The organism is Mesosutterella faecium (genome assembly GCF_022809315.2).
GTDB classification, from domain to species: domain Bacteria; phylum Pseudomonadota; class Gammaproteobacteria; order Burkholderiales; family Burkholderiaceae_F; genus Mesosutterella; species Mesosutterella faecium.
In genome coordinates, this window is the sequence record NZ_JAKZJU020000001.1 from 1214510 (window position 1) to 1227016 (window position 12507).

Annotated in this window: 10 protein-coding genes; 7 read left to right on the plus strand and 3 right to left on the minus strand. The window is 64.2% G+C overall.

What is annotated here, in order from left to right:
• Positions 1-66: 66 nt before the first annotated feature.
• From polA to MUN46_RS05715, 6 genes are all read left to right on the plus strand, one after another.
• The gene (polA, locus tag MUN46_RS05690; protein ID WP_243376674.1) at positions 67-2874 is read left to right on the plus strand and encodes a DNA polymerase I; all 2808 of its coding nucleotides are present in this window, start codon (positions 67-69) and stop codon (positions 2872-2874) included.
• Between the two features lie 287 nt (positions 2875-3161).
• Complete coding sequence (locus MUN46_RS05695; RefSeq protein WP_243376675.1) at positions 3162-4784, plus strand: ammonia-forming cytochrome c nitrite reductase subunit c552; 1623 nt, start codon at positions 3162-3164, stop codon at positions 4782-4784.
• A gap of 114 nt (positions 4785-4898) precedes the next feature.
• The gene (gene ccmI / locus MUN46_RS05700) at positions 4899-5876 is read left to right on the plus strand and encodes a c-type cytochrome biogenesis protein CcmI (protein WP_243376676.1); all 978 of its coding nucleotides are present in this window, start codon (positions 4899-4901) and stop codon (positions 5874-5876) included.
• Between the two features lie 16 nt (positions 5877-5892).
• Positions 5893-6141 carry a chaperone NapD gene (locus MUN46_RS05705; protein WP_237978077.1) on the plus strand — a complete coding sequence of 83 codons (249 nt, stop codon included), beginning with the start codon at positions 5893-5895 and terminating at the stop codon, positions 6139-6141.
• Between the two features lie 177 nt (positions 6142-6318).
• Entirely contained in the window at positions 6319-9060 is a 2742-nt protein-coding gene (gene napA, locus MUN46_RS05710) for a nitrate reductase catalytic subunit NapA (RefSeq protein WP_243376677.1), read from the plus strand.
• A gap of 90 nt (positions 9061-9150) precedes the next feature.
• A complete protein-coding gene (locus MUN46_RS05715) occupies positions 9151-9453 on the plus strand; it encodes a nitrate reductase cytochrome c-type subunit (RefSeq protein WP_243376678.1) in 303 nt (100 codons plus the stop codon).
• Between the two features lie 199 nt (positions 9454-9652).
• Here the strand turns inward: MUN46_RS05715 and MUN46_RS05720 are convergent, their stop codons facing one another.
• The 3 genes from MUN46_RS05720 to MUN46_RS05730 form a co-directional block, all read right to left on the minus strand.
• Positions 9653-10084 (minus strand): META domain-containing protein, encoded by a 432-nt coding sequence (locus tag MUN46_RS05720; RefSeq protein WP_243376679.1) that lies wholly within the window; start codon positions 10082-10084, stop codon positions 9653-9655.
• Between the two features lie 107 nt (positions 10085-10191).
• Positions 10192-11058 (minus strand): DMT family transporter, encoded by an 867-nt coding sequence (locus tag MUN46_RS05725; RefSeq protein WP_237978073.1) that lies wholly within the window; start codon positions 11056-11058, stop codon positions 10192-10194.
• Between the two features lie 71 nt (positions 11059-11129).
• Positions 11130-12026: a DMT family transporter gene (locus tag MUN46_RS05730; RefSeq protein WP_243376680.1), complete on the minus strand. Its 897-nt coding sequence runs from the start codon at positions 12024-12026 to the stop codon at positions 11130-11132.
• A 141-nt stretch (positions 12027-12167) separates the two neighbouring features.
• Here MUN46_RS05730 and xseB point away from each other — a divergent pair, with 141 nt between their 5' ends.
• Complete coding sequence (gene xseB / locus MUN46_RS05735; protein WP_243376681.1) at positions 12168-12497, plus strand: exodeoxyribonuclease VII small subunit; 330 nt, start codon at positions 12168-12170, stop codon at positions 12495-12497.
• Positions 12498-12507: the final 10 nt, after the last annotated feature.

A 12507-nucleotide genomic window follows, 5' to 3' on the forward strand; every position in this document is an offset into this window, starting at 1 on the left:
ACACGGTTAAAGTGAGAGAAAAGCGCCCGCGGCACTCCGCCGCTGGCTCCCGGAGGAATCTTCAACATGTCAGAAACGCTGCTCCTGGTCGACGGCTCCAACTATCTCTTCCGCGCTTTCCACGCGCTGCCTGATCTTCGTACAAGCGCGGGCGAGCCCACCGGGGCGATCAAGGGGTTCACGGCGATGCTCGGGGCCGTGCGTTCGAAGGTAAAGCCTGATTTCGGGGTCTGCGTGTTCGACGCGAAGGGCAAGACGTTCCGCTCCGGGATCTATCCTGAATACAAGGCGAACCGCCCGCCGATGCCTGAGGACCTCGCGGCTCAGATCGGTCCGATTCACGAGTTCGTCCGCGCGCTGGGCTGGCGCATCATCGAGAAAAGCGGCGTCGAGGCCGACGACGTGATCGGGACGCTTGCAACGCGCGCAAAGGCAGAGGGCCTCACCACTTACATCGCAACGGGCGACAAGGACCTCAACCAGCTGGTCGAGGACGGGCGCGTGATGACGATCAACACGATGACCCACGAGGTGCTGGACGAGGCGGGCGTCAAGGCCAAGTTCGGGGTCCCTCCCGGACTCATCATCGATTATCTCGCGCTCATGGGCGACAAGGTCGACAACGTGCCGGGCATCTACAAATGCGGGCCGAAGACGGCCGCGAAGTGGCTCGAAGCCTTCGGCAGCCTCGAAGCGGTCGCCGAGCACGCCCCCGAGGTGAAAGGGAAGGCGGGCGAGTATCTCCGGCAGGGGCTCGGCTTCCTTCCTGTCGCGAAGGATCTGGTCACGATCCGCACCGCGGTGGAGCTGCCCGAGGTTGGGACCTGCCGCGATCTCACCTTCTCGGAGCCTGACGAGGCGAAGCTCGAGCCTCTTTTCGCCCGCTGGGAGATGCGCAGCTCGGCCGGACGCATAAGAAAGCAGGCGGCGCAGGCGAAAAAGCCCGCCGCGCCCGCAGGCACGCAGCCAGACCTGTTCTCCGCGCTGCCCGCCTCGGGGCCGGCGCCGGCCGGCGTCCTTCCTCAGCCGCCCGGACTGCTCGAGGATCCCGTGGACTTTTCCCTGGTCGAGGACGAGGCCTCGCTCAAGGCGATGCTCGGGGTCCTCTGGGCGCAGGAGCAAAGCGCGATTCCCGTTTCTGTCGAAATCCTTGCGGACTCGCACCAGCCCATGACCGCGAAGCTCTGCGGGATCGCGCTCTGCGCGGGCGGCGCGGGGGCTTGGTACATGCCGCTCGCGCTTGGCGACGGAACCCGCTCGAAGCCGCAGCAGGACCTTCTCGAAGGGCTTCGGCCGTGGCTTGAAGGCGGGGCGCCGAAGGTCGGCCACAGCGTGAAGTTTCTCCTTCATGTCTTCGCGAACGAGGGCATCAGGCTTTCGGGAAGGCCCGGCCGGGGCTTGGAGGACACGCGGCTGCAGGATTACGTGATCGAGTCTCACAACCGCCATGAGCTGCCGCGGCTTGCGCTCCGGTGGCTGCGCCGCCCGATCCAGGGGCCCGAGGAGGTCTTCGGGCGCGGGGCCTCGGAGAAGCGCCCCTGGGAGGTTCCTCGCGAGCAGGCCGCGCGATATGCGGTGGAGAGCGCTGCGGCGATCCGCGCCCTTTACGCGCGGTTCCTTCTCAAGATGCGCGAGGAGCCCGCGCAGAAGCTCGAGTCAATCTACGAAGACATAGAGCTGCCCACCGAAAGCGTGCTCTTTCGGATGGAGAGAACCGGCACACTGATCGACTCCGTGCGGCTCGAGGCGCAGAGCCGCGAGCTCGCAGCCCGGATCGGCGAGCTCGAACGGCGCGCCTGGCAAGAGGCGGGCGAAGAGTTCAACCTGAGCTCTCCGAGGCAGCTCGGGCACATCCTTTTTGAAAAGCTCGCAATCCCGGCGAAGAAAAAGACCGCGAGCGGAGGCTATTCGACCGGTGAGGAGGTGCTCTCGGAGCTCGCGGCGGATTATCCCCTGCCCCGGACCGTGCTTGAGTACCGTGCGCTCGCAAAGCTGAAGAGCACCTACACGGACAAGCTGCCGGCGATGATTTTTCCGGGCGACGGACGCGTGCACACCACTTTCGGGCAGGCCACGGCCGTGACCGGAAGGCTCGCCTCCTCGGACCCCAACCTGCAGAACATCCCGGTGCGGACTGAGGAGGGAAGGCGTGTGCGCGAGGCTTTTATCGCGCCCGCGGGCTGCAGGATCGTCTCGGCAGACTACTCCCAGATCGAGCTTCGGATCATGGCCCACCTGTCCGGCGACCCGGGGCTTGTGAGCGCCTTCCAGCGCGGCATGGACGTGCATCGCGCGACGGCCTCCGAGGTGTTCGGAGTGCCGCCCGAGGAGGTGACGCCCGAGCAGCGCCGGATGGCCAAAGTGATCAATTTCGGCTTGATCTATGGCATGGGAGCGCACGGCCTCGCGCAGAACCTGGGGGTCGACCGCGCGAAGGCGGCGGGGTTCATCTCGCGCTACTTCGCGCGCTATCCGCTCGTGCATGAGTACATGGACCGGACCCGGCAGCTTGCCCACGAGCGCGGTTACGTCGAGACCGCCTTCGGGCGCCGGCTGTGGCTGCCCGACATCGAAAGCACGCGCGCAGTGGTCCGGGCCGGCGCAGAGCGCCAGGCGATCAACGCGCCGATGCAGGGCACAGCGGCCGACCTGATCAAGATCGCGATGGTCTCCGTCCAGAAGTGGCTCGACGAGAGGGCGCTGTGCTCGAGGCTCGTGCTTCAGGTTCACGACGAACTCGTGCTCGAGGTCCCCGATGAAGAGCTCGGCGAGGTCATGAAAAAGCTCCCCCTCATCATGTCCGGCGTCGCGACGCTCCGCGTACCGCTCACCGCCTCCGTGGGTTCGGGCGAGAGCTGGGAAGCGGCGCATTGAAAATCAGCTTTTTCCACGAAAATACATTGATCTAAGCCAAACATTGATTTGAAGGAAACAAATTTTAAAAAATTGTTTTTAGTAACAAATAACTAAACTATTTTGTTTTTAACATATTACCACTTTAGTGTATTATTAAATAGTTCTTTTGGATGGTGAATAGCTCCGTGTCGTAAGGTTTAATTAAGACTGACAGCAAGATGGCGCATGAAGGCGGCGGAAGACAGAAAAAGACCGCTTTGAGCCGACAAAGAATGCAGCGATGCAGCGTTTAAGGAGACTTAACTATGCAGCTCACCCGTAGTTTGTTAGCCCGATGTCTTGCCTTAGCGGTTGCGGGGACCTTCGCCTCGATCGCCTCGGCCGCAAATAGCGCGTCCTGCGCGGGCTGCCACAAGGACATCACTGAATCCAACCACATCAGCGCCCACAAGAACGTGGCCTGCTCGACCTGCCACAGCGATCTTGACAAGCACGTCGCCGGCCAGGTGAAGCGTCCGGGTACCAACAATGACCCGGCGGTCTGCGGCACCTGCCACAAGGAGCAGTTCACAAGCCTCTACAAGGCCAACGACAAGAGGGAGGCCCGCAAGAGCAAGACTGCGGCGAACGGTCCTTCCCCGAACCCCTTCTTCAATATGGCCTTGGGCGGCCACGGCTTCACCACCGAGCATGACGAGCCGCGCTCGCACAACTTCATGCTGATGGACCAGATGCTGGTCGACCGCGGCTGGGGCGGACGCTTCCAGCCGAAGGAAGGCTGGCTCTACGCCGCCCATGGCTCGGGCGCGATCAAGGCCTGGGACATGGTGAAGGACATCTGGCCCGGCGACAACCAGCAGAAGGTCCGCGGCGTGCCCGGAACGGCGGCGGCCGGCAATGCGGTGTGCTGGACCTGCAAGACGACCGACCCGATGCTCGGCTGGGCGTATCTGGGCGATCCGAAGCCCGGCACCACCTTCTCGCGCACCGGCTCGCCGATCGACGTGATGAGGGCGTCCAATCACGCGCTCAACTGCAACTTCTGCCATGATCCTCACAACGCGAAGCCGCGCATCGTGCGCGACGCGCTCATCCAGGCCGTCACACGCACGGACTTCCCCTCCGTCTACAACGAGGGCAGGAACTGGGCCAAGGTCGACGTGAAGGATGCGGGCGTCCGAGGCTTCGTGCGCAAGGTGGGTTACCTGAGCAAGCCCGACTCCAAGCTCATGTGCGCCCAGTGCCACGTCGAGTACGTCTGCAACCCGGGCCTCGATCCGAAGACCGGCAAGAAGGTGGGCTTTGACAGCCGGCTCACGAACCTCTTCCCGTTCGTGACCACCGACACGATCGAGAAGTTCTACGACCATGTGGGCTACGCCGACTTCAAGCATCCGCTCACCGGGGCGAAGCTGATCAAGATGCAGCATCCCGACACCGAGACCTACAACAACTCGGTGCACGACAAGGCGGGCATCGGCTGCGCCGCCTGCCATATGCCCAAGGTGAAGAAGGGCGGCAAGACGATCACGAACCACTGGGCCACCTCTCCCCGCAACTACATGAAGGAGACCTGCCTGACCTGCCACAAGGACAAGACGGCCAAGCAGATGAACCAGGTGATCGATGCGATGCACAATCACTACACGGGCAAGGTCCGCAACGCCGAGCAGCGCATGACCGAGATGTTCAATGCCTTTGAAATCGCGAAGGCGGCCGGCGTCTCCGAGGACGTGCTCGAGCAGGCCCGCAAGCTGCATGCCACCGCGCATGTGAACTGGGAATGGAACACGGCGACCAACGGCGCCTGGTTCCACAATCCGGAACTCGCCATGAAGCAGCTTGATACCGCCGCGAAGAGCGCCACCAAGGCCCGCGATCTGCTTCGCAAGGCGGTGGCCGACAAACAGGGCGCCGCGAAGAAGTAAGCCGGCAGCTCCTTCCTGAAAAACGGGAAAAGGCCCGGGCCGTCCGCCCGGGCCTGCTTAACCCGGATCGCAGAGCGGGCGGGTTTTCCGCCCGATCTTTTTCAACCACTCTCTATGAACGAAACGTTATGGTTTGCCGCTGCGGCGGCAGGGCTCGTTGCCGTTGTGCTCGCCCTCCTTTTTGTGCCGGCGGTCAGGGCCCGGAAGAGGGCCGCTTCGCCCGAGTCGCAGCGCGACGAGGCGAGAAAGCTCCTTGCCGGCGAGCGCTCGAGGCTTGAAGCGGACCGGAAGGCGGGCCGCATTTCCGAACAGCAGTACCTCGAAGAGACCGAAGAGCTTGAACGCAGGGCCCTCGAAGAGCTTTCGTCCGGGGCCCGCGGCGGGTTCTTGAAGAACAGCCGCTTCCTCAGGATCGCCACGGCCCTGGTGCTCGCAGCCGCGGTGCCGGGCGCGGCCTGGCTGGCCTACAGCCATTTCGGCAGTCCTGAAATCCTGGGGCTGGCCGGTGGAAGGGTCGAGGCGCCCACCGCCTCGCAGGCTGCGGCGGTCGCCCAGGCCTCCGATCCCGCCTCTGAAATGAAAGCTCAGGCCGAGCAGCGCGCCGCGGCCGGGATTACGGAAAACACGGACGACGCGCAGCTTGAGGCCTGGTGTCGCGCGCATCCCGGCGACGGGCGCGCGGCGGTGATGCTCGCGCGCCGGTATGCGGATCGCGGGCAGTTCGGCCCGGCCGCCGACTATTACGAACGGGCGCTCTCGGGCGACCCGAAGGCGCGCAACCCCGTGGTTTACACGGAGGCGGCCGCGGCCCTCATTTCCATGCCTGAGCCGATGAGTCTTGAGGTGCGCATGAAGAAGGCAGTCGGATGGCTCGACCAGGCTTTCGCGATGCAGCCCGACTACGGAAACGCCATGATGGTGCGCAGCGCGATCGCCGTGCAGCGCGGGGAGTGGGCGGTCGCCGAGAGACTTTTCCGCACAATGGCGGAAAAATTTCCGACGGGCAGCGCCGAGCGCGCCCAGCTGCTCGCACAGGCCGATAAGGTCGTGCAGCTGCGCAAAGCCTCCGCCCGGGCGGGCCGGGGCTCCTGATCAAAGGGGATCTTTCATGTTCTATTCAGGCATACTTGTGACTGCGGCCCCGGGAAAATTTGACCTTGCCGTGAAGTCCGTGCAGGAGCACGGGCTCGAAGTGTTCCAGCAGGAACGGGCTTCGGGGCGCTTCATCGCCGTGATCGAAGGCGAGTCCATTTCTAAGGAAGCCGGGATCTTCCGGGAGCTTCTGGAGCTTCCGGGCGTGCAGGACGCCTCTCTGGTCGTGAGCCAGGAGGACAGCGCAGAGGGGTCCCGGGCGTAGTTTTTTAAGTTCGTTTTTTAGATCCGGCCGCGGAGCCGCGGGCGCAGACTTCGGGAGAATGAGGTCCGCGCCGCAGCGGCGGCTCCCGCGGTCCGGCAGGCAAAGGGGCTCCCCGCGCCATGCAAGCCCGCAGACAAGAAGGGCGGCGCGGCGGTGCCCCGCAACTAGGAGAAGCAAATGGAAAACACCAGTGCGATTTCTACGGTGCGTGTCAGCCGCCGGCGCCTCATGAAGGCGGGCGTCGCGGCCTCCGCCGCAAGCATCGCGGGCATTCCAATCACCTCTGAGGCGGCAGGGGCCGCGCGCGAGGCTGAAGCGGGCATCACTTGGACCAAAGGCGTCTGCCGCTTCTGCGGTACGGGCTGCGGCCTGCTCGTCGGTACGAAAAACGGCCGCATCGTGGCGACCAAGGGCGACCCGGACTGCGAGGTGAACCGCGGCCTCACCTGTCTCAAGGGCTACTACAACTCTGAGATCATGTACGGCAAGGACCGCCTCACGCGTCCCCTGATGCGCCGCACGAACGGCAAGTTCGACAAGAACGGCAAGTTCGAGCCCGTCAGCTGGAAAGAAGCCCTCGACGAGATGGAGAAGCACTGGAGGGCCGCCTATCAGGAGCTCGGCCCCACCGGCGTCGGGATCTTCGGCTCCGGCCAGTACACCATTCCCGAGGGCGTTGCAGTCGTGAAGCTCCTCAAGGCCGGATTCCGCTCGAACAACATCGACCCGAACGCCCGCCTTTGCATGGCGTCGGCTGTGGTGGGCATGTACCAGGTCTTCGGCGTGGACGAGCCCTCGGCCGGCTACCACGACTTCGAGCGCACGCAGAACATCGTGCTCTGGGGCAACAACCCCGCCGAGGCGCACCCCGTGCTCTGGAGCCGGATCATCGCCGCGAAGCGCACGATTCCGGGCTACCGCATCATTAACCTGCAGACGCATCCGACGCTTTCCTCGCGCAACGCCGACGTCGACATCATCTTCAAGCCGAACAGTGACCTTGCGATCGCGAACTACATCCTGCGCGAGATCGTGCACCGCGGCTGCTACGACAAGGACTTCATCGACCGCCACTGCATTTTCGCCACGGGCCCGTCGGACATCGGCTACGGCATGCGCCCGACCGACAAGTTCGCCTATCCGGCTGAAAAAGACACGCAGGCCAAGCAGGTGAAGAAGGTGCTCTCGGAGGCCGAGGCCGTGGGCCAGCGCCGCCGGCCGGGTGAAGCGGTCGAGCAGAAGCACGCGGGCGGCCCCGCGGGCTCGCACTGGCACATCACCTTCGAGGACTTCAAGAAGGGCGTTGAGCCCTACACGCTCGAGTATACGGTCCGGGTCGCGAAGGGCGATCCCGATGAGTCGGCGGACTCTTTCGCCAAAAAGCTGAAGATGCTTGCCGACATTTACTGCGACAAGGCCTCGCGCGTCATCTCCACGGGCTGCATGGGCACCAACCAGCACCAGCGCGGCACCTGGATCAACGAGTCGCTGTACTCGATTCACCTTCTCATGAACAAGCAGGCGAAGCCCGGCAACAGCATGTTCTCGCTCACCGGCCAGCCTTCGGCCTGCGGCACCTGCCGCGAGGTGGGGACGTTCTCGCACCGCCTGCCCTCGGATCTGCTCGTGGCGAATCCGAAGCACCGCGCGAAGTGCGAGAAGATCTGGGGACTGCCCGAAGGAACGCTCAACGGCGTGGTGGGCTACGACGCCATGAAACTGCTGCGCGGGCTCGAGGACGGCACCGTGCGGTTCCTGTGGACCCAGGTCGTCAATATCTTCCAGTCGACGCCCAACTCGACGCACTGGCTGCGCGCCGCCAGAAAGCCCGAGAACTTCATCGTGGTGGCCGATGCCTATCCGACGTTCTCCGCCACGCAGGCTGCGGACCTGATACTGCCCGCCTCGATGATCTTCGAGAAGTGGGGCGTTTACGGCAACGGCGAGCGGCGCACCAACGGCTGGCCCGAGATGGTGAAGGCCCCGGGCGAGGCCCGCACCGACGTCTGGATGATGCTCGAGTTCGCCAAGCGCTTCAAGATCAAGGAATGCTGGAAGGAGCAGAAGCTGCCTGGCGGCAAGACCCTGCCCAACGTGCTCGACCGCGCCCGTGCGATGGGCATCGACCCCGAGGCCTCGCTCTACGACGTGATTTTCGGCAACAAGTTCCTGCGCAGCTTCAAGTGGCCCGATCCCAAGTGGAAGGGCCGCGCCTGCGGCACGGCCGAAGTTCTGGGCGACGGCTGGTTCCCGGAGAAGGCGCTCTACGAGGAGTACTGGCAGTTCACCCAGGGTGAGCACCAGATCTGCCACTTCGACGAGTCGATCCTTGGCCACGGCATCGTCTGGCCCTACATCGACGGCAAGAGCATCTCCTACCGCTTCAACGGCAAGTACGACCCCTTCTGCAAGGGAGCGGACTTCGCCTTCTACGGGCCGCTGATGAAGGCGATCCCCTCGGGCAACCTCGACGGGGTCACCGACAAGACGCCCAAGCCCCTGCCGAACCGCGCGAAGATTTTCTTCCGTCCGTACGCCGACCCGGTCGAGATGCCCGACGAGAAGTACGACCTGTGGTTTGACACCGGCCGCCTCATGGAGCACTGGCATACCGGCACGATGACTACCCGCGTGCCCGAGCTCCTGAAGGCCGTGCCGGAGGCAAGGCTTTACATGAACCCGGCCGACGCCAAGAAGCGGGGAATTGCCGACGGGGACCGCGTGAAGGTGACGAGCCGGCGCGCGACCATCTACGCCAGGGCCTGCCTGGGCGGCAGGATGCCCGTGCAGAAGGGCATCACCTGGGGCGCGTTCTTCGACCAGAACGTGCAGTTCAACCAGCTGTGCCTGGACGCCACCTGCCCGCTCTCGCTCGAGCCGGACTACAAAAAGTGCGCCATTCGGGTCGAGAAGGCCTAAAAGCCTGCCGAAGAACCGGCCTGAGGGCCGCCTTCCCGCCCGAAAGAGGGACGGGAAGGTTCCCCGGGCCCAGAGAAGAAGGATTCTGACATGATGACAAAGAAAATCGGTGCCGCGGCTTTCGTGCTTCTCGCGGCCTTCGCCGTGAATGCGGGCGCGGCCACCAACGTTCTCATCCCCCATGATACGAAGGGCATGGAGATCACGAAGGACAAGAACATGTGCCTGATGTGCCACGCCGACAGCTACAAGAGGGTGGGGCAGCCTGCGAAGAAGGGCACGGCCACCGCAATGCCCGCGGATCACTGGATGAAGGGCAAGAACGGTGCGATGGAACCCGCGCCGATCCGCTACAACTGCTCGGTTTGCCACTCGCCTGCCAACAATTACTGAGGCGGGGCGGCCGCGCTGAAGGGAGGCGGGCTTTCCTCCTCCTTTCAGTCCGGCGGGAGATGCAGATAAAAAAGGCGCGGCCTGAAGCGAAAGCTTCGGGCCGCGCCTTTTTCGTGGTGCGCCCAGCAGCGCACGTGTGACCAGTTACGGAAAAGGAAGCCGCAGGGCTTTGCGCCCTGCAGGAGCCTGAAAGGGAGCTCTACTGGCAGGAGCCTGCCACGGCGGGCGTGAGCCGCAGCAGCTCGCGGCCTTCGGCATCGAGCAGAATGAGATCGCTTCCGGCAGGCTTCGCCGAATCGGTCCGGTCAAGCGCTCCGGCAAAGGCATGCTCGAGGTCGAGGAACTGCTTCGCGCAGTTGCGGCTGGTCTTGTTGCGGCGCTTGATCGAGAGCCGCTTTCCGTCCGTTTCCCAGGTCCCGCCGAATTCGTTGCACCCCGTGTCGCCCTCGAGGGTTCCGTCTTTGGCGAAATCGACCTCCGGCGGCACCTCGCAGCTGCTGCCCTTGGGAAGCACCATCATCCAGCGGGTGCCCCCGAGATTCTTGAGGGCGGGGGCCTGCGCGGCGCGCGCAGGGGGAAGGCAGCCAAGGGCGAGGGCCGAAAGCGCCAGGGCGAAGGTTCTGCGGTTCATGGGTTCAATCCTGCTTTGGCAATGAGAAGGGAGGCGTCCCGCCTCGGGGCGCCTGAGTGCGACAAGCATAGCGCAGCGGGTCCGGGGGTGAACGGCCGCTGCCTCCTTCAGCCCGCCTGCCTGTGCCTTCGGATGTAGAGCGAGGCGGTGATCCCCGAGACGATGATGATCGCGATGCCCGCCGCGGCGTCCCCGGAGATCCGGTCGCCGAAGAACAGGTAGCCGAAGACGGTGGCGAAGATGATCGCCGAGTACTGCAGCACCGAGGAGACGAGGATGTTCTTCACGCCGAAGGCCTGCGTCATGCACAGCTGCGCTACCGTGGCCGAAAGCCCCATGCCGGCCAGCGGCAGGAGGCTCTCGCGGGTGATCGCGGAGAGGCTGCCGTTCAAGAGCAGGTGTCCTCCCAGGCCCCAGACGGTGCCGAAGGCCGTGTAGTAGAAGACGATCCGCCAGGTGGGCTCGTGCATGCGCGCGAGCTCCCGGATCTGCAGCCCCACGAGAGAGGCGAGGAGTCCCGAGAATAGGCCCAGCAACGCGGGCCTTACCTGGCCGGCCGCGACCGTCGGGTGCAGCATCAGCACGACGCCGAAGAAGCCTGCCCCGATGGCCGCCACGAGCCCCCACTGCGGACGCTCGTGATGCAGCAGGGCGGCCGTCGTAATGATGACCGCCATGAACAGGGGATTTGTGTAGTTGAGGGTGAGGCCGGTCGCGAGCGGCAGCAGTCCCATCGCATAGAACCAGAGCGTCATCGAAAAAGTTCCGATGAAGCTGCGCTTGAAGTGCCCGAGAAGATGCGGCGTCGCAAGGGTCCGGTGCGTGGCGGCGACCCAGGTGCCGATCAGGATGACGCCGAAGAGCGAACGGTAGCCCACCAGTTCGAAAAACGAGAAGTGGCCGGCCCCCATTTTGACAAAGGCGGACATCAGGGCGAAGAAAAACGATGCACCAAGCATCCAGAGTGATCTCATGGGTTTAGGCTGCTTTTTTGTGGCTGGCTGAAAGGCCGGAAAGCTGATTGTAATGCCGCGTCAGAACCCTTTCAGGAGCGGTCCGCTGCGTCTCCCTCGAGTTTTTTCCAGCCTCTGCGCGAGAAATAAGTGGCTGCGGTGCCGGCCGCGATGATGAGCGCGATCCCGAACACCGCCGAGGCGGAGATCGGGCTGTCGAAGGCCACGGCGCTCATGATGGCCGAAAAGACGATCGCGGAAAACTGCAGCGCTGAAGTGAGCAGGATGTTGCCTCCCCCGAAGGCGCGGGTGAGGCACAGCTGTGCCAAAATGCCGAAAAGCCCTACGCTGAGCAGCGGCGCGATGCCCCTGAAGGTCGGGATCACCGCGAGTCCCCGCGGTTCGAAAAAGGAGCCGCACAGGCCCGCGATCACTCCCATCAGCGTGAAGTAAAAGACGATGCGCCAGGTCGGTTCGTGCATCGCGCTCAGCTCCCGCACCTGCAGCATCGCCCAGCAGGAGAGGAATCCGCAGGACAGGCCGATGAGGACGGCCGTGTGTTGGCCGGCGGCAACCGAGGGCTGCAGCACGAGTAGCACGCCGAGAAACCCGGCGATGATCGAGCCCGAGAGGGGCCAGTCGGCGGGCAGCCCGTGCCTGAGGTGCAGCAGCGTGATGTAGGCCGCCATGTAGAGCGGGCTCGTGTAATTGAGCGTCATCGCGGTTTCAAGCGGCAGCCGCCCGAGCACCCAGAACCAGATGACGAGACTCGAGGTGCCGATGAAGGAGCGCTTCACGTGCCCGAGAAAATAGCGCGTGCGGATCGTTCGGCCGCTTGCGGCGATCCAGACTCCCAGCGCGGCGAGCCCGATAAGCGAGCGCCAGAAGACGAGCGCGAAGGTGCCGTAGTCGGCCGCGCCCCATTTGGTGCAGGCTGCCATCAGAGTGAAGAGCACGGCGGCGGCAAGCATCCAGAAGGGCTGAAACATGGCGCAGGACTTCTCGGGGAGGGAAAGGGAAGCAGACGAAAGCGGATTGTAACCCGCCGCGGCCGGCCGGAGTGACGGCCGCGCGGTTCTGTACAATTGAAGCCATCAACGTTTGTTGCATAAGGCGGAGCTTCTTACAAAATGTCAGCAGAAGCGAGGATAGCGGCGAAGAAACTGACCTACGAGCAGGCTGTGGACGAGCTCGAAGAGCTTGTCGCGCGGATGGAGGAGGGCAACCTCCCGCTCGAGGAATCGCTTGAGGCCTACAGGCGCGGCATGGAGCTCACGCGGTTTTGCCGCGGCAAGCTTTCCAGGGCCGAAAAGGAAATCAAAAAGCTGGAGGCTGACGGGGAGCTCTCTCCGCTGAAGGACTCGGAGCTGCGGGCCGACAGCGCCTCGAGGGTGCCCGAGCGCCCGGACGCGGTCTCGGGGGCGTCCCCCGCCGCGCCGGACGATGACGTCCCGTTCTGAGGTTCTTGCG